The sequence below is a fragment of the Streptomyces sp. YGL11-2 genome (assembly GCF_050054615.1).
Classification (GTDB): Bacteria; Actinomycetota; Actinomycetes; order Streptomycetales; family Streptomycetaceae; genus Streptomyces.
In genome coordinates, this window is record NZ_JBNHIN010000023.1 from 53,598 (window position 1) to 73,676 (window position 20,079).

General features: G+C 65.9%; 17 protein-coding genes. 13 read left to right on the plus strand and 4 right to left on the minus strand.

Annotated elements, in window-relative coordinates; genetic code table 11:
* Positions 1 to 39: 39 nt before the first annotated feature.
* A complete protein-coding gene (locus ACO1BR_RS24845) occupies positions 40 to 798 on the plus strand; it encodes a methyltransferase domain-containing protein (RefSeq protein WP_426797307.1) in 759 nt (252 codons plus the stop codon).
* Positions 799 to 845: 47 nt separating this feature from the next.
* Here the strand turns inward: ACO1BR_RS24845 and ACO1BR_RS24850 are convergent, their stop codons facing one another.
* Entirely contained in the window at positions 846 to 1,943 is a 1,098-nt protein-coding gene (locus tag ACO1BR_RS24850; RefSeq protein WP_426797308.1) for a hypothetical protein, read from the minus strand.
* A 162-nt stretch (positions 1,944 to 2,105) separates the two neighbouring features.
* On the opposite strand from ACO1BR_RS24850, the gene ACO1BR_RS24855 reads away from it, so the two are divergent.
* Positions 2,106 to 2,540 carry an NUDIX hydrolase gene (locus ACO1BR_RS24855; protein ID WP_426797309.1) on the plus strand — a complete coding sequence of 145 codons (435 nt, stop codon included), beginning with the start codon at positions 2,106 to 2,108 and terminating at the stop codon, positions 2,538 to 2,540.
* Positions 2,541 to 3,031: 491 nt separating this feature from the next.
* Entirely contained in the window at positions 3,032 to 4,330 is a 1,299-nt protein-coding gene (gene serS, locus ACO1BR_RS24860) for a serine--tRNA ligase (RefSeq protein WP_426797310.1), read from the plus strand.
* A gap of 168 nt (positions 4,331 to 4,498) precedes the next feature.
* Here serS and aspS read toward each other — a convergent pair whose 3' ends face one another.
* Positions 4,499 to 5,809, minus strand: a complete 1,311-nt coding sequence (aspS, locus tag ACO1BR_RS24865; protein WP_426797311.1) for an aspartate--tRNA(Asn) ligase — start codon at positions 5,807 to 5,809, stop codon at positions 4,499 to 4,501.
* Between the two features lie 412 nt (positions 5,810 to 6,221).
* Here aspS and ACO1BR_RS24870 point away from each other — a divergent pair, with 412 nt between their 5' ends.
* The 3 genes from ACO1BR_RS24870 (at position 6,222) to gltX (ending at position 9,662) form a co-directional block, all read left to right on the plus strand.
* Positions 6,222 to 7,100 carry a GNAT family N-acetyltransferase gene (locus tag ACO1BR_RS24870; RefSeq protein ID WP_426797312.1) on the plus strand — a complete coding sequence of 293 codons (879 nt, stop codon included), beginning with the start codon at positions 6,222 to 6,224 and terminating at the stop codon, positions 7,098 to 7,100.
* 331 nt (positions 7,101 to 7,431) lie between these two features.
* Entirely contained in the window at positions 7,432 to 8,094 is a 663-nt protein-coding gene (locus tag ACO1BR_RS24875) for a hypothetical protein (RefSeq protein ID WP_426797313.1), read from the plus strand.
* Positions 8,095 to 8,288: 194 nt separating this feature from the next.
* Entirely contained in the window at positions 8,289 to 9,662 is a 1,374-nt protein-coding gene (gene gltX / locus ACO1BR_RS24880; protein WP_426797314.1) for a glutamate--tRNA ligase, read from the plus strand.
* A gap of 46 nt (positions 9,663 to 9,708) precedes the next feature.
* On the opposite strand, the gene ACO1BR_RS24885 is transcribed toward gltX, so the two are convergent.
* Together ACO1BR_RS24885 and ACO1BR_RS24890 are read right to left on the minus strand one after the other, a co-directional pair.
* Entirely contained in the window at positions 9,709 to 10,665 is a 957-nt protein-coding gene (locus ACO1BR_RS24885) for an FAD-dependent oxidoreductase (RefSeq protein WP_426797315.1), read from the minus strand.
* 18 nt (positions 10,666 to 10,683) lie between these two features.
* Positions 10,684 to 12,126 carry a carph-isopro domain-containing protein gene (locus ACO1BR_RS24890; RefSeq protein ID WP_426797380.1) on the minus strand — a complete coding sequence of 481 codons (1,443 nt, stop codon included), beginning with the start codon at positions 12,124 to 12,126 and terminating at the stop codon, positions 10,684 to 10,686.
* A 199-nt stretch (positions 12,127 to 12,325) separates the two neighbouring features.
* On the opposite strand from ACO1BR_RS24890, the gene ACO1BR_RS24895 reads away from it, so the two are divergent.
* Genes ACO1BR_RS24895 through ACO1BR_RS24925 form a run of 7 tightly spaced genes read left to right on the plus strand, consistent with a single transcriptional unit; the run spans position 12,326 to position 20,056 of the window.
* Entirely contained in the window at positions 12,326 to 13,675 is a 1,350-nt protein-coding gene (locus ACO1BR_RS24895) for a glycosyltransferase family 4 protein (RefSeq protein ID WP_426797316.1), read from the plus strand.
* Entirely contained in the window at positions 13,672 to 14,661 is a 990-nt protein-coding gene (locus tag ACO1BR_RS24900; protein WP_384978969.1) for a D-2-hydroxyacid dehydrogenase, read from the plus strand. The genes ACO1BR_RS24895 and ACO1BR_RS24900 overlap by 4 nt, the downstream gene beginning before the upstream one ends.
* Positions 14,651 to 15,769, plus strand: a complete 1,119-nt coding sequence (locus tag ACO1BR_RS24905) for a radical SAM protein (protein ID WP_384978967.1) — start codon at positions 14,651 to 14,653, stop codon at positions 15,767 to 15,769. Before ACO1BR_RS24900 ends, ACO1BR_RS24905 begins: the two co-directional genes overlap by 11 nt.
* Entirely contained in the window at positions 15,766 to 16,866 is a 1,101-nt protein-coding gene (locus tag ACO1BR_RS24910; protein ID WP_426797317.1) for a hypothetical protein, read from the plus strand. Before ACO1BR_RS24905 ends, ACO1BR_RS24910 begins: the two co-directional genes overlap by 4 nt.
* A 16-nt stretch (positions 16,867 to 16,882) precedes the next feature.
* Positions 16,883 to 17,698, plus strand: a complete 816-nt coding sequence (locus ACO1BR_RS24915; RefSeq protein WP_426797318.1) for a radical SAM protein — start codon at positions 16,883 to 16,885, stop codon at positions 17,696 to 17,698.
* 22 nt (positions 17,699 to 17,720) lie between these two features.
* Positions 17,721 to 19,448 carry a carbamoyltransferase family protein gene (locus tag ACO1BR_RS24920; protein ID WP_426797319.1) on the plus strand — a complete coding sequence of 576 codons (1,728 nt, stop codon included), beginning with the start codon at positions 17,721 to 17,723 and terminating at the stop codon, positions 19,446 to 19,448.
* Entirely contained in the window at positions 19,445 to 20,056 is a 612-nt protein-coding gene (locus ACO1BR_RS24925) for an HD domain-containing protein (RefSeq protein ID WP_426797320.1), read from the plus strand. Before ACO1BR_RS24920 ends, ACO1BR_RS24925 begins: the two co-directional genes overlap by 4 nt.
* Positions 20,057 to 20,079: the final 23 nt, after the last annotated feature.

Genomic DNA, 20,079 nt, shown 5'->3' on the forward strand with positions numbered 1-20,079 from the left:
TGAGCATTCACTGTCTTGCCGCGCCCGAGGAGGCCGTGCATGTCCGAGACGAACGACATGTTGCACGACCGGTTCGTAAACTTGGCGGAGATTCCTGAGCAGGGCTCGGTCGTGGACCTTGGTTGTGGCGCCGGCCCGGCCCTTGACGCCTTCTCCAAACGCTATCCGCAAGCACAGCTCATCGGATATGACCGCGCAGGCGAGTCGTTGGCGAAGGCTCGGGCGCGGCTGAAGCACCACGCTGGGCCAGTGAAGTTGGCTGCCGCAGACCTGCGGGAGCCGCTGCCGCTCGAAGACTCCAGTGTGGACGTGGTCATCTCCTCCAACCTTCTGGAATGCCTGCCCGCGCCGCCTCTGCTCCTGGAGGAGGTGTGGCGGGTGCTCCGGCCAGGCGGGCGAGCGGTGTTCTCCCACTCGGACTTCGACTCACTCATGATCTCCGGTCCTCCTGCTGAGCTGGACAGGAAGATCCTGCACGCCTTCGCTGACGATGCGCCGCCGTGGATGGACAGTTCAGATGGGCGGATCGGGCGAAAGCTCCCTGGCCTGGTGGAAGGGTCGCCGCTGAACCGGACGAGCGTAGAAGTACTGGTGACGCATTCGACCGAGTTCACGGGCCATGCGGCGCGCCGGGTCGGCGACATACGGGGCGCACTGCGTTCCACCGCGCTCCGGGGTTGCGGCCGAGTGGACACTGTCGAGGTTGAGGAGTGGTTCACGTCCGTCCAGCAGGCCAGTGTGGAAGGGCGCTTCTTCTTCGCCGAGACAGCAGTGGTGGTTGCAGCCAGCCGTATCTGACGGTTCTGGCCCACTCTGTGCCCAACCGTTGGGTACAAAGCGGCCCCTCAGCGTTCGGGGGCCGCCTTGCGGAGGGCGGTGATGCAGGTGGCGATGGCCTGCTGGAGCTCTTCCAGCCGCTGGACCATGTCGTCCTCGTAGATGTCGTCGGCGTCGTCGAAGGTCAGCTCCTCAAACACCTTCGTCGCCTTCTGCAGACTGCTATAGAACTTGGTGCGGCGTTCCTGGACGCGCAGTTCGGGGTCGGCCTCGACGGCCTGGACCACGAGGCCCTTGACCGTGTCGTACGCCTCGGTGACCCACTCACCGACCTCCTCGCCCTCGTCCAGTTCATCGAGGAGGGACAGGTGCCGCTCAGCCTCCGCACGGAGTTCGACGGGGGCGTCGATGGTCTGCCCGGCCGGGGTTTTGATCTGGCCGTTCTCCGCGATCTGGCGCACGTATCCGATGCGGTCGGCCGCCCGGCTCTCGGTGGCCACCGCCTTCTTCAACTCGTCGGTCCGGACAACGTCGCGAGCCAGCTCGGCCTGCAGAGCCGGGTCCTCCTTGAGCCGGTCCAGCAGCGCGGCCCGGGCGGCCTCGGCGGTAGAGGGGTCGGCGAGGATCGCGGCACGCAGCGCGGTGGGGTTCTCCGCGACCTCCAGGGCCTTGGTCGGCCGGATCCCCTCGGCCTCGGCCGCAGCGGTGATCGCGGTACCGCGGACGGACGTGGCGCTGTTGCGGGAGCTGTAGTACGAGAGCCACACATCGGCATCCGGCAGCTCGACGTCCTCACCAGGGGCCAGCGCCTCGAACTGGGGGACGACACCGTCGTCGGCGGCCATGTCCCACGCCTTGTAGAACCGCATCACGCGCTCCGGCGAGCACCCGGCCAGCGCGGCGAACTCCTTCGCGGAGACCTTCGGAGTCTCCCCCGCAGCCTGCCCGCCGGGCCGCACGCTACGCGCGACCTTCAGCGCGAACGCCCAGCCGCCGGTCCGCGCGTACGCCCCGAACTCGCGGGCATCCCGCACGACCAGGTCGTCTGCAGCACCCGCCGCGGCCTCATAACCGGACGACACCCTCTCGTCCCAGAAACTCTCTTCTCCCGACGTCTCGTCGACGGGCGGGACGGCCGGTTCGGACCCAGCGGTCGCTACGGTCACAGGGAACTCCCCAGATCAATGCGGGTGGCAAGAGGCAGAGCGAGCAGCCTATATGAACCTGTTCATGCGGTTTGCTGGCTTCCGTTGAAGTGATCAGCGTCTACTCGTGACGGGCGCCGCCGAGTGCGCGACCGGTTCCGACGAATGAAGAGGGGTGTTCCCGTGCCCGAGAAGGTCACCAAGGACAAGGTGCTGTGCTACGTCGTGCGCGACGAAAAGCTGCTGGTCTTCCGGCACACCGACTACAGCTACGAGGAGGTCGGCATCCAGGTACCGGCCGGCAGCATCCGCGAGGGCGAGACGCCGGAGGCGGCGGCGCTGCGCGAGGCCAGGGAGGAAACCGGCCTGAAGGACTTCAAGATCGTGGGGAAGCTCGGCGAGACCGAGTACGACCTCAGCCCGTACCGGTTCGAGCTCCAGCACCGCCACGTCTTCCACCTGAAGCTGACCGAGCCGACCCCGGAGCGGTGGATGAGCCAGGAGGATCACGACGGGGAACAGGAGCCCACGCACTTCGAGTGCTTCTGGATCCCCCTGGAGGCCGCTCACATCCTGCAGTCCGGTCAGGGCGCCCTGCTGGGACGCCTGTACGACTGATCCCTATAGCTGAACGCTGAACCATGCAGATCGGGCACCACATGGCTGGGTCGCCGAGCTGATCCCCCCTCCTGCTGCCGTGCGACGACGCGGAATCGCCTGACCCCTTGACCGACCTTACGCGTCCTGCATCGCACAGAGGCCGAAGGTGTGGCGGCCGATAAATCGCTGGCCCGCGTGAGAGCCGCCCCCTACTCTCGGCTGCAACGCGATGACGGAGCCAAGTAACCCGGATCCCGCGAGCCGAGAGAGCCGCCAGATGCTGTGACGGCGGCCTCGCGCCCCGGAGTGAATCCCCTCCCGAGTGCGAGGAGGAACGGCCACAACGGGTGGCCCCATGCCTCGCCGGCCGACCCCCGTCACAGGGTTCCGAACGAGGCCGCCACGCTGGTGGTGGCGAAGGCGCGGTGGCACCGCGAGTTGCCCCTTCTCGCCCGCGCCCCCAAGGGATCACGCCCACCTGTGGGCCTGGTCGATTGGAGTTCCAGCCGATGCTGGACATCACGCTCATCCGCACCAACCCCGAGTACGTACAAAAGGCGCTGGCCAAACGTGCCGTGCACGTGGACATCGACGCGTTCCTCGCCTTGGACACCGAGCTGCGTCAGGTCCGAGGCGAGGTGGAACAGCTACGCGGCAGCCGCAGGGCGGTCTCGGGCAAGATCGCCCAGCGGCAGCGCGCAGGCGAAGCCGTCAAGGACCTGCGCACCGAGGCAAGGCCCGTCACCGAGCGGCTGACCGGCGCCGAGCAGCGCCTTGCCGAACTGGACCAGGCCCACCGGGCCTTCCTCGACTGGCTGCCGAACCTGCCTGACGACGAAGTGCCGGCCGGCGGGAAGGAGAACAACGAGGTCGTCCGCACAGTCGGGCAGCCGCCTCGGTTCACGTTCGAGCCACGCGACCACGTGGAGCTCGCGGGCACACTCGGGCTCGTCGACTACCAGCGCGGCACCAAGCTCGCCGGCAGCGGATTCTGGATCTACCGCGGTCAGGGCGCGCAGCTGGAATGGGCGCTGCTGAACTACTTCACCGAGACGCATCTGCGCGACGGATATGAGTTCGTCCTGCCGCCGCATCTGCTCACCTATGCGGCCGGATACACCGCGGGGCAGTTCCCCAAGTTCGCCGACGAGGTGTTCACCGTGCGCCACGGCGAGGACGGCAGCCCCGAGCAGTTCCTACTGCCGACCGCCGAGACCGCGCTGGTCAATCTGCACCGCGACGAGACACTGGCCGACAGCAAGCTGCCCAAACGCTACTTCGCCTATACGCCGAGCTACCGCAAGGAGGCCGGCGGCTACCGGACGGCGGAGCGGGGCACGCTGCGCGGCCACCAGTTCAACAAGGTGGAGATGTTCCAATTCACCCGGCCCGGCGACTCGGCCGCCGCACACGAGGAACTCCTCGCCAAGGCCGAGGAGTTGGTGGACAGCCTTGGCCTGCACTACCGCGTAACGCGCCTGGCCGCCCAGGACACGACCGCCGCCATGGCCAAGACCTGCAACGTAGAAGTGCGGCTGCCGAGCCTCGATACGTACGTCGAGGTCAGCTCGGTATCGAACGCCCGTGACTACCAGGCCCGGCGAGACAACATCCGCTACCGGCCCCGACACGGCAAGACGGAGTACGTCCACACCCTGAACGCCTCGGGCCTGGCCACGAGCCGGCTCCTCCCCGCCGTCCTTGAGCAACATCAAAAGCCCGACGGAACTGTTCCCGTGCCTGAGGTGTTGAGGAAGTGGATGGCGTGCGACGTCCTGACGCCCGCCGCAGAAGTCCGATCGCCGTAGGGCCCTGCACACCATCCGCCCATGCACGTCAGGGAGCGGATCTGCGCGGTCACATGACCAACTGCGCTGACACCCCATGGGCGCACGTCTTGCGCCATATCCGCGACTGAGACGGTGTCCCACGACACAAGGCATGGGCCCGTGCCGTGGGACGCACTCCACGAACCACTACGGGGTGAGCCGGTTCGGCCCGCGGAAGAGGAACGTGGCCTCGCGAATGGAGTCCAGTCCGAGCAGTACCATTAGCACCCGCCCCAGGCCCATGCCGAGCCCACCATGGGGCGGGCACCCGAAGCGGAACGCGTTCAGGTAGTCCTGCATCGGCTCCGGGCTCATGCCCTTCTCAGCGGCCTGCTTGAGCAGCACGTCGTACCGGTGCTCACGCTGAGCGCCGGTGGTGACCTCCAGCCCTTTCCACAGCAGGTCGAAGCTCAAGGTCACGCTGGGGTCGTCGGCGGGCCTCATGTGGTAGAAGGGCCGGATGCCGACTGGGTAGTGCGTGATGAACACGAACTCGTGCCCGGTGGCCTGCTGGATGTGAGCCGAGATGCTCCGCTCGCCCTCCGGGTCCAGGTCCTCCTTGATCCCCGACGGGTCCCACCCACCCTTGCGCAGGATTTCCTGCGCTTCGACCATGGTGATGCGAGGGAAGGGCGTGATGGGAACGGTGACCTCGACGCTGAAGTGCTCGGCGATCGCCTCACCGTGCACGTCGGCAACCTTGGCGATCGCTTGGGCGAGCATCTGATCCTCGAAGGCCATCACGTCCTCGACGCCGTCGATCCAGGCCAACTCCACATCCACGCCAGTGAACTCGGTGGCATGCCGGGAGGTGAACGACGGCTCGGCGCGGAACACCGGACCGATCTCGAAGACGCGGTCAATTCCGGCCGCGATCGCCATCTGCTTGTAGAACTGTGGCGACTGCGCCAGGTAGGCGGAGCGGTCGAAGTAGCCGAGCTTGAACACCTCGGCTCCGCTCTCGCTCGCCGTGCCCATGAGCTTGGGGGTGTGCATCTCGGTTGCGCCCTGTGTGTAGGCGTACTCGCGCATCGCCTGCTCCAGGGTGGTCTGTACGGCGAACAGCAGCTGGGTGGCGGGACGGCGGCGCACGTCCAGGAAGCGCCAGTCCAGGCGTTGCTCCATGCTGGTGTGCTCGTCGATCGGCAGCGGCGTGGCGGCCAGGTTCAGGACCTCGACCGTCTCGGGGACGACCTCCAAGCCGCCGAGTTTCACCTGGGCGGCGTCGACAACGCGGCCGGTGATCTTGACGGCCGACTCTGGGGTGAGGGATTCGAGCTGGGCCTCCAGGGCCCCGGTGTCGCGCTTGTGGGTCACCTGGACCATGCCGGTGTTGTCCCGTACGACGACGAACTGCATCTTGCTCTGCAGGCGGAGCGTGTTCACCCACCCGCAGACGGAAACGGTACGGCCGACGTGTTCTCGCAGGTCGGAGACGTGTACGCGGCTGTGGATCATTGCGGTCCTCCGAAGGACATCGTCATGATCCCTTGGGAGTGCGGGCGAGAAGGGCAACTCGCGGTGCCACCGCACTTTCGCCGCCACACCGTGGCGGCCTCATTCAAGCCCGATGACGGGGGCCAGCCGGCGGGGCATTGGACCATCAAAGGAGGCCGTTCCTCCCCGCGCTCGGGAGGGTCTTCGCCTCGGGGTGCGAGACCGCCTTCACAGCACCCGGCGGCTCTCTCGGCTCGCGTGATCCCTGGCTACTCATCTCCGTCAACGCGTTGCTCGGAAGGATACGGACTCCGCAACCGCACCTGCAATCAATAGTCGCCGCAGTGCTTGCTGCGCACAGCCCATGAGGTTTGTCGCTCCGCCCCGGCAGAAAACTACGAGCGAGCGCCGGCGTCACGAGGGACTATGAGGCATGCGCCCGGATGGCTGGCACGTCACCGAAGAACTGGACGACTTTCTTGCCCGAGCCGGAGACTTCCTCCGCTCCCGCCCTGCCCTACACACCGTCCCACTGACGGTCACCGAGACACTGCGTACGCGCGGCGCAGACGCGTACGGCACCGAAGCCCCCATCTTCGGCTGGCTGGACCGGGCGGGCGAGGTCCGTGCGGCCTTCTTCCGCACCCCGCCCCGCCGCCTGAGCCTCACCCCACTCACCCCCGACGAGGCCGATTCTCTCGCCGACCACCTGGCTGGCCTCAGCCCCCTCCTCCCTGGTGTCACCGCGGACCACGACACCGCCACCGTCTTTGCCGAGGCATGGCAGCAGCACGCAGGCACGACGCCGACGCTCCACGAACGGCAGCGCCTGTACCGCCTCGGCACGCTCACGCCACCGGAGCCACTCCCGGAGGGCCGTGGTCGAGTAGCTGGCCAGCACGACCGTGAGCAACTCATCGTCTGGTACCGCGAGTTCGTCGAGGACATCGGAGCGATTGCCTCTGCTGACGCCGGCTCCTGGGCCGACACGCGGATCGACTACGGACGCGTCACGTTCTGGGAGACCGCCGACGGCACCCCCGTCTCCGTGGCGGGCGTGACTCCCATGGTCGCCGGCCAGATCCGGGTGGCCCCCGTCTACACCCCGGCGCATCTGCGCGGCCGCGGCTATGCGGGTGCCGCGACGGTCGAGGTGAGCCGGGCTGCATTGGCCGCCGGCGCGGTGGACATCCTGCTGTTCGCGGACCTGGCCAACCCCACCAGCAACGGCCTCTACCAGCGGATCGGGTACCGCCCGGTCGCCGACTTCGCGGTGTACGACTTCACGTGTGCCGCGCAGGAAGGCCGTTGAACCGCACGGATCAGGTAGTCATCTTGCAAACGAGCGTACGTGGATGAGTGCGGCCCTGACGTCTCGTGGCGGCTGGCGACGCCGACTCGAAGGGTGCGCTGGATACCCCGTTTCATCACGTTGCGGGCGCCGGGCATCAAATTGAACGCCTCCGAAATCAAACACAACGGCGCCGAATGCGGCTCACTGATCGGCAAGATAGTTGCTCATGCGCAGTGAGAGTGATGACGAGTATCCCCACGACTCGGAGCGAGGCCACCGTGGCGATCGGAGCGTGCTCACAGCAGACATGGTGCGCCATGCTCGGCGTCAAGTCCGAGACGGAGCTTCAGTGAGTCATCTCGCCCGAGCCATGGGTGTGAGCAGCAGGACGCTGTCGAAGGCGATCTACGGCTCCACCTGGCGCAAGTTGGATGATCCGCCGCCGCTCAGTCGGCCACGCCCTCGTGATCCTGACCATCCCAGCCCTACCGTCTTGGATGAAAATCGTGTGCGCAGGTTGAGGCGCGAGCATGCTGGTGGTGTGTCAGTGCGCTATCTGGCAACCAGAAACGGTCTCTCTTACAACACCGTTCACGACGCGATCCGTGGTGTCACCTGGGCGCATGTCGATGACCTGGCGCCGGAGGAGCCTCTGGAGCAGCGGCGCCGCCCCGGCGTCCTCCTTACCGCAGCCGTGGTGGCAGAGATGCGACGCGCCCATGCTGGGGGTGCTTCCTTGCGATCGCTCGCTGACAAGTTTCGACTGAAGTACGCGACGGTTCGAGCGGCCGTACAGGGCGCGTCGTGGCGGCACCTCACTGATCCTCCCCCTATGCCGTCTACCGGACGGGGCGGACGGCATGCGCTCACCGTCGGCCAGGAAGCTGATCTCGTGCGGATGCGTGAGCAGGATGGGGTCACGTACGCCCAGCTCGGCGTCGCGTTCGGTATCAGTGAAGCCACGGCTTGGCACGTCTACAAACGCTGCCGTCGCTCAGATCCAGGCCGATGATCAAGGTAGGTCGAATGGGCGGCGACGTGCTCCATGAGCCTTTCGTTCCCGATCTCACCCGGCCACAGGTCGCAGTCCGTAGTTTCACAGCGACAGATCCGATAGATGCGGTCGAGCACCGGGTGGGAATCGGTAGGCTTGCTCGCATGCCTACAGCCTCTACGCGCGTGCGTTTCGCCCCGTCTCCGACTGGAATGTTCCATGTTGGCGGGGCCCGGTCGGCTCTCTACAACTGGGCCGTCGCACGACAGTCGGGGGGCAAGTTCGTCCTACGTATCGAGGACACCGACGCGGCCCGCAACAAGCCGGAGTGGATCGACGGCATCATCAGCGCGCTCGCGTCCATCGGGATCTCCAAGGACGATCCTGCCTTCGAGGGCCCGTACTTCCAGTCGCAGAATGCCGACCGGCACCGCGAAGCCGCCCAGCAGCTTTATGCGCAGGGCCGCGCGTACTACTGCGACTGCACCCGTGAGCAGGTGCAGGAGCGGACCGGTTCGCAGCACCTCGGCTACGACGGATTCTGCCGGGACCGGGGCCTCGAATACGTGGAGGGCCGGGCGCTGCGCTTCCGCACGCCCACTGAGGGTGAGACGGTCGTCGTGGACTTGGTCCGTGGAACGCCGTCTTTCCCGAACTCCGCGATCGAGGATTTCGTCATCGCCCGCGGCGACAGCTCGCCGGTCTTCTTGATCGCCAACGTCGTCGACGACCTCGATGAGGGGATCAACCTGGTCATTCGCGGTGACGAGCACCTGTCGAATACGCCAAAGCAGCAGCTGCTGTGGGAGGCGCTCGACGCCAAGCCCCCGGTATGGGCACACCTGCCGGTGATCGTGAACGAGAAGCGGCAGAAGCTGTCCAAGCGTCGCGACAAGGTCGCCCTTGAGGACTACCTCGCCGAGGGTTACCTGCCCGAAGCGATGACGAACTATCTGATGCTGCTCGGCTGGGGGCCCGGCGACGACGTTGAACTCAAGCCGTACGAGGAGCTGGAGCAGAAGTTCCGCATCGAGGACGTGAACACCTCCCCAGCCTTCTTCGACATCAAGAAGCTGTCGGCGTTCAACGGCGAGTACATCCGTGCCCTGCCGGTGGAGGAGTTCATCAAGACTTGCGAGCCGTGGCTGCGTGCCCCGTACGCGAACTGGGCTCCGGAGGACTTCGATCAGGTCGCCTGGGAGGCAATCGCCCCGCACGCCCAGACCCGCGTGGCTGTTCTGTCGGAGATCACGGCGAACGTCGACTTCCTGTTCCGCGAGGAACCGGTGGATGACGAGGCGTCGTGGGCAAAGGCGATGAAGGGGGATCCTGTGGCCGTGCTGACCACGGCCCACGCCAATCTTGGGACGGCTGATTGGTCGAGCCCTGAGTCTTTGAAGGCGGCCGTTCTGGCGGCTGGCGAGGAGCATGGCCTGAAGCTGGGCAAAGCTCAGGCCCCGGTTCGCGTCGCCGTCACGGGCCGCACGGTCGGTCTGCCCCTTTTCGAGTCTCTGGAGGTCCTCGGCAAGGAGCGCGCGCTGGCACGGATCGACGCTGCTCTGGCAAAGCTCACCGGCCGAGAGTGAGCCGGTAGTGCCGAGGCCGGCACCCGCAGTGCGCGGGTGCCGGTGGTCAGCAGTGCTGGGTGATCATCGCAGTGGTTTCCCGAGCGCAGCCCCATGACAGGGTGACGCCCGCTCCGCCATGCCCGTAGTTGTGGAACAGGGGAGCCGCCCCGTCCCGTTGTTCAGCTTCTACTCGTACTACGGGACGGGTTGGCCGTGTGCCGACTCGGTGCTCAAGGACACGAGCTTTCTCCAGCCGGGGGTCGATAGCGGCACACCGTTGCACGATCGCGGCTGCTGCTGCGGGATCGGTTTCCAGGCTCGGTTCCCCATCGATAGCCGTGCCGCCCAGGACGATGGTCTTCCCTTGCGGGTAGAAGCAGACGAGATCAGGGGACAGTCCGGTGTCCTCGGAGAAAAACTCTGTAATGCCGGGGTTTTCCACGATCACATGCTGACCGCGGATTGGCCGTACCGTGTGATCGCTCGCCAGTGGCCCGGCTCCCATGCCCGCACAGTTGACGACGGTGGTTGTTCGGTCGAGCTCATCGAGTGAGTTGATCTCTCGCTGCTCGATGGTGCCCCCTGCTTTCTCGTAGCGGCGGAGTAGATAGTCCAGGTAGGTCGGCATGTCGATGAGGGGTGCTGTGAACCGGTATCCCTCGACGAATCCGGGCGGCAGCTCTTGTGTGCTGCACGGGCGAAAATCGGGCAGCAGGCCGCTCCATTCGGGGGCGGGCACCGGGTTCCGGGCTGCTTCGATGCCGGGCACCATGCGCACCCCGGAGGCTGGATCGCTGGACAGTGAGCGGAAGGCTTCGAGGGATTCATTGCTCCACCTCCGCACCTTTGGCCACGGTTGAACCAGGTACGGTCCCCACAGGGCGCCGGCGGCTATCGATGTCGGGCCGGGGATCTCCGCCGCGATCATGTGGACGGGGTGTCCCGATTCGAGGAGTGTCAGCCCGGTGGTCAGGCCCGTGACTCCTGCGCCGATGATCACGATGTCGCCGTTTGCGGTCATGCGCTCGACCGTATCTGCCTATCCGGTAGTGGTTCCAGTAGTTGTTCGGGACAAGGTCTCCTCCAGGTCGGGGAGGAAGCTGTTGACGTGGGGGTTCCTCTGCTTGCGGCGGAGTTCGACGGCCAGTTGCTGGAGCAGAGCATTGCTTCGCGGTGAACGAACGGCTTCCAGTCGTGAAGCGGCGGTTCGTGCGATTTCGCAGCTGCGTTCCAGGTCTCCGGACGCGCTGTGCCCAAGGGCGAGCCAGGCCCCTTCAAAGAGTGCACGACGTTGACTCGGGTCACCTCGCTTCACCTCGTGTGCTCCGGTCGCCAGCAGCGCATCGCCCCGCCGTACAAGCTGGAGGCCGGTCGAACGGTTCCCTTGGCGCATGGTCGACCGACCGAGGCTGATGAGTGAGTAGCCGGCCTGGCAGTCCAGGTGGTTGGGAGTCAAGTAGTACATCCAGCGCGGGTCGGGGTCGTTGGCGGGCCGATGCTCGATGAGGTCGCGGGCTTGGTCCTGGGTGCGGTCGAAGTCGGTGGCGCGACCGGCGGCCGCGTATCCGTAGGCCAGGCGGGAGAGCACAGATGCGCGTACACCGGCGGTTCCGCCCTCGCTCGCTCGCCGTGCTGCCTCGCCCAAGGCGATGGCATCGGCGGGGTGCTGGCGGCTGGCTGCTTGGAAGGAGAGGTCCGCTAGGACGTGGGCACACAGCGCACGGTCGTTTACTTGGTGCGCGGCGCGTAGTGCGGTGACGAAGTACCGCTGGGCGACTCCGTGCTCCGCGGCGTCGAAGGCCATCCACCCGGCCAGTTGCCCGACTTCTGCGAAGGCCCGGATCAGCCGGGTAGTCGAAACCTCTGAGTGGCCACCTTCTTTGAGCAGTAGACCAATGGATCGGAATTGGGCGCTGACGTACGGCAGGTGTCGGGCACCACCGTCTTTGTCGTCGAGGAGTTGCAGCAGGGGAAGGTTCTGCTCGACCTGGGTGACGAGGGGGTCAGCGGCCTGATCAACGTCCAGTCGTGGGCTGAAGGAACCACGGCCAGCGGTACCGTCCAGGTAGTGGGAGACCACGGCGAGCAGGCCCGAGCCTGAGACCGCCAGGAAGCGGCGTCGATCGATCAGTCCTCCGAGCACCCAGTCCTCCAGAATGCGGTTCAAACCTGGGGTATTCCAGGGGTGGTTCAGGTTCTTGTCTGCCGGTACGAGCGTTGAGGAATCTGTGGCCTTGCCTTGCCAGAGTTCTTCGACGGTGATTGTTCGGCCGAGTTCCTGGGACAGGACATACGCGACCATGGACGGTAATGAGGATCGAGGCACGCTGCCGGCGTCCCTCCAGTGATACGGGGCCGACTCGGCGACAGTTCCCATCCCGAACACCCGGTTGAGCTTTCGGGCCAGCTCCTTCGGGCTCCATCCCAGCTCTTCCAGGAAGCTCGCCAATGCGAGGTTTGGTTTTCCGGCCGCTCGCGCCATGCCCACCACCGCTCGTCCTCGACACCACGCCATCTCCAACTCGGATACCAACCTTCTCGTAGGACGGCCCTGATCCGGTACGGCACCGCGAAGTTGACCGAGTTGACCCACTGATCACCTCCTCCGGTACGGGTGAGTCCGATGTCCTGGTAACTCACCGGGCCAGCCCATCGCGGCCCGCTGGCTGAGGGGGCAGGAGATGACACTTCCGAATCATTCATCCTCGGTGAGGCGCACCGTCGCGCAGCACGATCCCTCGCTGCTGTGTGCGCGACGAGCGGGCGCCCTCGCTGAGCCGCCGCAGACCAAGATCGCCGTTGCCATGCACGACGGCTTCTACGGCTGTACCTCGGGGACCGGGTTCAGCAATCGAGCCTTCCTCGAAGCCCTCGTACAGGCGCTGCCCCCTGGACGGCTCCTCGTCATACCTGTCCAGGTCTCCCGCTCAGACCCGAGCTACGACCCCGCATGGACCGCGGAGACGGAACTCATCCTCCATCGCGCTCAAGCCCACGTTGTCCCCGTCCCAGGCGGACGTGCGCTGACTGGCTATCTCGCTGGTTGTGCTGCGCTTTGTGCACAAGTGATGGACGTAGCCCGGGAACACCTCGCCCATGCGCCCAACGCCGAACTCATCGGACTGGATATCCCCTTCCTCGGCCTCGGCGGTCACTACAACGCCCGCGACCCTTTCAGCCTGTTGTTGCTGCCCCGCTCCACAACCGAACTGACCAGCCCACAGCAGCAGCGTCGTATCGAATGGGAGCGCCGCGGCATGGAATCGGCGGTGAGGTCCGGTGCCCGCATTGCCGCCATCTCGGATCACATGGCCGCCCATCTCAAGCGCGTGTACGGCGTACCCCAGCGCGCACTCGTTGAGATCCCCAACGGCCTCAACCCGGCAACTCCCCGAAGCACTCCTCCCACAACACCACTACCGCAGCCGGCGCAGGACGGTTTCCTGCTCGCCATGGGCCGTGCTGTGGCGAGCAAAGGTTTCGAGGACCTGCTGGAAGCCGTACGTCTCTTGAATGCAGAGGGATCGCGCGTGCCGCATCTCCTGCTCGCCCCCACCAGCCACGGCCTCTCGCCCAACGACTACCAGCGCCGACTCCGCGCGCTGATGCGGCACCATCGCATCGACGGGACCTTCGTGACGCGGTTCTCGCCGGGGTACCGCTCGTGGCTGGAAAGTCCGGCTCTACGAGCCGTAATTGTGCCCTCGCGAGCCGAGCCGTTCGGACGGATTCCCCTCGAAGCATTCGCCGCTGGGGCAGCTCCGGTAGTCGCCACCCGTGCTGGCGGGCTCACGGAGACGGTTGTCGACGGGGTCACCGGCTTCACCGCGCGCCCAAGCGACCCCGCCAGCCTGGCTGCGGCGATGAAGCGGGCCCTTCGCATCACCGCTCGTGAGCGAGAGCAACTGCGGGACCGCGGGAAGGCCCTTCTCGCAGCCCGGCACGACTACGAAGCCACGATCCGCACCTATCTGCACACCTACATTCCGTGGTCAATGAATCCCAACAGCGTAGACGCGGAGTCGGCATGACACCCACTGTCCTGATATGCCTCAACTCTCCTTATCCCTTCTGGCAGTTCGCCAATCAACACGCTGAACGACTTCGCGCCGGCTTCCCAGATGTTCGCTTCCAAAGCGTCACGGAGGCCGATGTCGTCAGGCACATCGCAGACGCCAGCGGCTACTTTGGTTGGGCCTTCGACCCGAGGTGGCTGGAGGCAGCACGATCACTGGAATGGGCCGCTACACCGTCCGCAGGTGTCGACCACTGGCCGGTTGATGGACTGACCGCGGCACACGTCGTGCTCACACGCGGATATGGCTACCACGGGCAGCCTATGACGGAACACGCCCTCGGTTTGCTGTTGGGGTTCTCCCGGGGCCTGTTCCAGAGCAACCGGTTGCAAACCACATCAACCTGGTGGAAAGACGAACTCGCCGGGACTTTCTTCGACCTCGCCGGGCAAACCCTCACGATCGTCGGCTGTGGATCAATCGGGGGGCATCTCGCACGGGCAGCGCAGGCCCTGGGCATGCACGTCATCGGGGTTCGACGCACCCCTGCGACGCTCTCAGCCCAAAAAGTGGAGTGGGTCCCGTCGAGCAACGTACGCAAGGCGCTGGCCCGTTCCCGGGCCGTCATCAATTTGCTGCCGACTGCCGAGGACACTTTCCACTACTTCGACCGAAGCGTGTTCGCCTCCTTCCGGCCTGGATCCGTGTTCATCAATCTCGGACGCGCAAGCACTGTCGAGCACGAGGCCCTGCTGGACGCGCTCAGCACAGGCACGCTGAGCGGGGCGGCCCTCGACGTACTGCCGACCAAGCCGCCGGCGCTCGACGACCCGCTTCGGCACCATCCACGCATCGTCCTCACACCAAAGTGCGCGACGTTCAGCCACACGTACATGGACCAGGCCGTGGAGTTCTTCTGCGAAAACCTGCGCCTTTTCCTCTCCGGGCAGCCCCTCAACGGTGTCGTCAACACAAGTATCGGAGGCCCTCATGTCCACTGAGCCGCAGCCGCCGAAGGTCGGCCTACTGCAGCAGTTCGAGGCGACCGGACGCAATCATCCGTACCTGGCGTTCACTTTGAACTCGATCTGCAATCTCGATTGCGTCTTCTGCAAGCCGCGGTGCATGCCCGATTACGGGCACAAGGACAAGCTCCTTACGGTCGCCGACTACGCGGGAATCGCGAAGGAAGCCGGGCTTTGGGGCATCCGGAAGGCGCACTGCTCCGGTGGGGAGCCGACACTGCGAGCCGACATCATCGACATCGTCCAGGTGCTCTCCGATGGGCTCGGTACGAAGGCGGCCATCGGCATGACCAGCCACGGGAACCTCCGCCGGGGCCTGACCGTGGACGCGCTGCGCGATGCGGGGCTTACGTACCTGAACATCAGCCTCCACAGTCTCGATCCGCAACGGTCCTCCGACATCATGGGCGGCGGTGATCCGCGCATCGCCCGTGCCACGATCGACCGAGCACTCGAACTTGGCCTCAGCGTCAAAATCAACTGTGTCCTTCAGCGGTCGTACCTGGATGACGCCTTCCGCGTCGCTGAACTAGCCAAAGACCTCCCCCTTGCCGTCCGGCTGATTGAGCTGCAGCGCATTGGACCAGCCGAGGCGCTCTACCCCTCCGAATTCGTGTCGGAAGCGGAGGTCCGCGAACGACTCCACGCCTGGTTCGACAAGGCTGGGGAGATTTCGCGAACGGAGCTAGGAGTGCGAAGCCCGGGACGCTATCTCCAGCCCACTGGGTGGGTCGGCTCCATCGGGTTCATCTCCAACTCCTCCTGTGCCACCTGCTCCGACGCCAACCGCATCAAGGTCACACCGACCGGGATCGCCCGGCCCTGCATCCTCCACAACCGCGACATCCCGCTGAAGGCGCACCTCGCGGACGGCACCATGGACGACGCCTACGCCCACCTCTTCCGCGCCATCCTCGAACGCAACACCAATGAAGCCTGGCAGGGATTCCACTACGTGGACTACGACCTGCGTTGGGACCGCCTTGAGCGGCCGCAAGGCGTGCCCGTGCTGCCTCTGCTGTCCACCGACGGCAGTGCGCAGGGAAGCTGCTCGGTCCGTCGATCCGGGGGGACGGCGCAGTGACCACGGCCCACTCCACCACCCCGTACGCGCAGCTCGGCGTCGCCTACAACGACCAGATGGCCGAGGAAGGCATCGCTGCGAGCATGCTCACCCACAAGTGGCAGGCCAGCGACCTCATCGCGCCGCACTCGGACCTCGACCTCCGTGTCATCCTCGACCAGGCTCCCGAGTCATGGTGGGAGTGGAACGAGTATCTGGCCGCCGCCCATCACCGGGCCGTGCGGTTGGACCCGTCCCACAGTCGGCTCCTTGAGCATCCGCCCGGCTTCGCGTTCACGGCGGATGAACTCGCACGAAGCCGCGTCGCGCCGGCCGAGGTCTCTACGTGGAGCCTGTCCACGGGCAATGCGATCACTCTCCAGCGGTGGAAGTCCCGTGCGCAGATGATTGCGTGGAACCGCACCGACGAGAGGTTCTACCGGGGAATTCTCGACGCACGGATCGGTGCCCGCTACCAGCTCGATCAGGACAGCACAGACAACGTCCACCATGACCTCGACGACTATCGAAGGCACTGCATCGCCTGGCACTACGTGGCGCCAAGCTGGTTTGCGTCCGCGGCCCTGGCCACTCGCACCCGCTGTCCTGGAAAGTCCGCAGCTCTCAACCAGTGGCACCCAGGAGAACTCGAAACACACGTAGAGGGGTTGCTTCGCACAGCCACCGGCATCGACGCTCCGCGACCGCCTGTCCCGCAGATGCTTCGCGCGGCTCAGATCACCGTCGGTACCGTGCTGCGCCATACCCCGCCGCCCAGGGAGCTGCCCGAGACGTCAGACACAGACGCCGCGACCTGGACCACGACCGCAGGCATGCTCCGCGTGCGTCTGGCCCGCTGGCTCTACTACCTGAACCCGCCGCCGGAAACCGCGACCTGCTACTTGATCGCTCGTGAGGAGAAGGAACTCCACTCGGCCCGGAACAGTTTGACTCGCCTGTCCGACAGGGGCTCCAGCAGCGAAGCCATCCTGGCAAAGGCCATGTTGGCGCTCTTGCCGCCGGGCCCGACCACCACCAGCACGCTGCACGACCTCCTGTCCTTGTGGAGGCGCCACCGCTCCGTCGTCGAAGACTTCCTCTCCGCCCACTCCTCGTGACCCAAGGGGGCTCTCTATGACGTCATCCCTGATCCCACTCAGCGCACGAAGGACCCTGAAGACCGCAAAGGTCAAGATCACGACCAAGTGCAACCGCCATTGCGACTTCTGCATCTTCGCCGAAGGTGGCCAGGGCGAGAACATGTCGCTGGACACGTTCGCCCAGGTCCTCGACCGCCTTGAGCAGATTCCGTTCCGGCAGCTGCACATCAACGGCGGAGAGCCCACGGTCCACCGCGACTTCCACAAGCTCAGCGCCCTCGCACGTGTCCGCTTCCCCGACCAGATCATGGTGCTCGGATCCAACGCGATCACCCTGGCCCGCAACGAGCGCCTCCTTGAGACGGTCTTCGCGCACTACGACCAAGTCCTCATCGGCTGCGATGAAGAGCACGACAACTACGAAGAGGTCCACGCCGTCCTCCCTGTACTCCGGGAAGCGGGAAAGATCGTGGTGGTCAACAGCGTGCTGGAGGCCATCGCCCCGGAACGCCTCCAGCAGTTGGCGGTGCTGTGCGAGGAGCACGGAGCCATCCATGTCACCAACCACGTGCACCACATCGACGTCGGCCAGCCGGCCAACGTCCTTGGCGGACTCTGTGACCGCAACGTCGATCAGCACCTCATGATCGAGGTCGACGGAGATTGCTACCGGTGTTTTAACGCCATGGCCAAGATCGACAGCGAGTTCACGGTCTGGGATGACGACTTCGCCACCAAGGTCTTCGAACCGCGCAGCAAACACTATGAGTTCTGCCTGAAGTGCCACGAGTACAAAGACTCGGGATTCCCCGTCGTCCCTGCCCCCATTCGCCACACGGCACCCGCATAAAGCCCTCTTTCTGGAGGCCCCCGTGCCCGCAGTGCTCGGCCTGAACTTCCACCACGACACCTCCGCCTGCCTCATCGTCGACGGCCGCATCTACGCTGCCGAGGAAGAACGATGGAGCGGCATCAAACACAACCGCACCACACGCAAGGGCATCCTCACGGCGCCCACCCACGCGCTCGAATGGTGCCTGCAATCCGCCGGCATCACCCCAGCCGACATCGACCACGTATGGGCCCCCTCGATGCGACCCACCTATCGCATCGGCTCCTGGGCATCCACCGAAGAAGCAGAACTCGCTGCCATGCTTCCCACGACTCTCGGGAAGCGGTTGAACCTCATCTCGCACCATACAGCGCACGCCCTCGCCGGCTATCTGCTCTCTGGGAAGGAGCACGCCGCCGGGCTCGTCATCGACGCTGGTGGCTCCCCTCTCGGCGCGGACATTGCTACCGGACGTGAACGGATCACCGGCTACAACCTCACTCCGAACAGCATCGACCGCATCCACCAAGCCACCCCAACCGTCACCCCTAGCCCCACTGGCCCCGCGCGCACCCACCCGTCACTCGGCCACTTCTACCGCAACCTCGCGCTGCGAGTGATCCCGCCAGGCAACGAAGCCGAAGGCAGCATGATGGCCCTGGCCGCGTTCGGTGATCCCAACCGCTACTACAAACAACTGCGCACCCTCATTCGTCTCGGCGGTGACGGCCGCGTAGACGTGATGGCACCGTGGGGGTCCTACGATCCCGCCACCCCGCTCCAGGTCGAAAAGACGATATGGACTGCACATTCCGCCGGTTCGAAGGCGATGGACAGCCGCGCGGACCTGGCCGCAGCAGCACAGCAAGTCTTCGCCGAAGCGGTCATCCACGTTGCCCGCCACCTGCGCCACCTCACGGACGCCCGCACGCTGGTCTTCTCCGGCGGCTGTGCCTTGAACTCGCACCTCAACGGGACGCTCGCCGAAGAATCCGGCTTCGAGGACCTATTCGTCGCCCCAGCACCGCATGACGCAGGCACCGCAGTCGGGGCCGCGCTCTACGCCTGGAACTACATCCTGCGACAGCCACTCCTGCCGGCGCCTGAAGACGCGGACTGGGGCCCGGCCCCTGGCTCCTTGCCCGACATTGCCCTCCCGCGGGGTTACCGGCGCCTCTCCGGCCTCGGCAACCGACTCATCCCTGCAACGGCCGCACTCCTCGCTGACCACCATGTCGTCGGCTGGGTGCAGGGCGGCATGGAGTTCGGCCCGAGGGCCCTGGGCCACCGTTCGATCCTGGCCCATCCCGGCAGGGAGGCGACGAAGACCCGGGTCAACGCCCTCAAGCAGCGCGCCGACTTCCGCCCACTGGCGCCCGTGATCCTCGCCGAGGAAGCCAACGCCTGGTTCCTCGGAAGCGGTGACGCGTTCATGAACCGGGTCGTGCGCGCCAGGCACTGCAAGTCAGGCCGCATGCCCGCGGTGGTTCACCGCGACGGAACCGCCCGCCTCCAAGCCGTAAGCCGCAGCCACACCGCAGTGCGCCCCCTCTTGGAAGAGTTCCACCAACTCACCGGCGTGCCTGTACTCCTCAACACCTCCCTGAATCTCAAGGGAGCCCCGATCCTGCGCACCGCCAAGCAGACCATCGACGCCGCAGTCGAGCTCGGTCTCGACGCGCTGGCCATCGGGGACACGCTGATCCTCTCCCCGCACGTCCAGCTCGACGCGGTCCAGCCGGCAGTCTCCGGAAGGGATCGCACATGACCAACACCGCCGTCCTCTTCGCCCAGTTCGGCCTCATGGACTGGCCGAGGCCACAGCGCGAGCGAGGCCGACAGGCCACGGCCCTTGCCGCCGCAATCTACGCCGGCCACACCCGAGACCAAGGCACGCCCTACATCAACCACCCCACGCGGGTCGTGGCCATCCTGAGGGACGAGCTCGGCGTCACGGAACCGAACGTGCTCCTCCTCGGGCTGTTGCACGATGCGCTGGAGATCTCTCCTTCGGCTGAGCCCCTCATCGAATCCGTCCTGGGCAACGCCTTCGTCCAGCAGCTGCGCTCCATGACCCCCGACCACCGTTTGGAGCGGCGCCCGAAACAGCCGCAGGATGCCGACGCCTGGCACAGGAAGATCCTGGCGCTCGGCTTGAACGAACTCCTCGTACGCCTCGCCGACCGCATCGACAACCTGCGCGACCTGCGGCACTCGCCGGATCCCGACCGTCGAACCCGCTTCCTCAGCGGCCTCACCCGTACTTATCTGCCGCTCGCCGAGGAATCCCGCAGCGCGAGTGCACCGCTGCGCACGGCGTACGAGCTACTCACCGCCGAGTACCAGCACTATGTGCGAGCGGGGGCGGCCACGTGAGACCGGTCGTCCACTCCTTGTCG

Bases quoted from the DNA above. Each gene is read 5' to 3' on its own strand.
- ACO1BR_RS24845 (WP_426797307.1), top strand. From the start codon at position 40: ATGTCCGAGACGAACGACATGTTGCACGACCGGTTCGTAAACTTGGCG.
- serS (WP_426797310.1), top strand. From the start codon at position 3,032: ATGCTGGACATCACGCTCATCCGCACCAACCCCGAGTACGTACAAAAG.
- aspS (WP_426797311.1), bottom strand. From the start codon at position 5,809: ATGATCCACAGCCGCGTACACGTCTCCGACCTGCGAGAACACGTCGGC.
- ACO1BR_RS24870 (WP_426797312.1), top strand. From the start codon at position 6,222: ATGCGCCCGGATGGCTGGCACGTCACCGAAGAACTGGACGACTTTCTT.
- gltX (WP_426797314.1), top strand. From the start codon at position 8,289: ATGTTCCATGTTGGCGGGGCCCGGTCGGCTCTCTACAACTGGGCCGTC.
- ACO1BR_RS24885 (WP_426797315.1), bottom strand. From the start codon at position 10,665: ATGACCGCAAACGGCGACATCGTGATCATCGGCGCAGGAGTCACGGGC.
- ACO1BR_RS24890 (WP_426797380.1), bottom strand. From the start codon at position 12,126: ATGGCGCGAGCGGCCGGAAAACCAAACCTCGCATTGGCGAGCTTCCTG.
- ACO1BR_RS24895 (WP_426797316.1), top strand. From the start codon at position 12,326: ATGACACTTCCGAATCATTCATCCTCGGTGAGGCGCACCGTCGCGCAG.
- ACO1BR_RS24900 (WP_384978969.1), top strand. From the start codon at position 13,672: ATGACACCCACTGTCCTGATATGCCTCAACTCTCCTTATCCCTTCTGG.
- ACO1BR_RS24905 (WP_384978967.1), top strand. From the start codon at position 14,651: ATGTCCACTGAGCCGCAGCCGCCGAAGGTCGGCCTACTGCAGCAGTTC.
- ACO1BR_RS24915 (WP_426797318.1), top strand. From the start codon at position 16,883: ATGACGTCATCCCTGATCCCACTCAGCGCACGAAGGACCCTGAAGACC.
- ACO1BR_RS24925 (WP_426797320.1), top strand. From the start codon at position 19,445: ATGACCAACACCGCCGTCCTCTTCGCCCAGTTCGGCCTCATGGACTGG.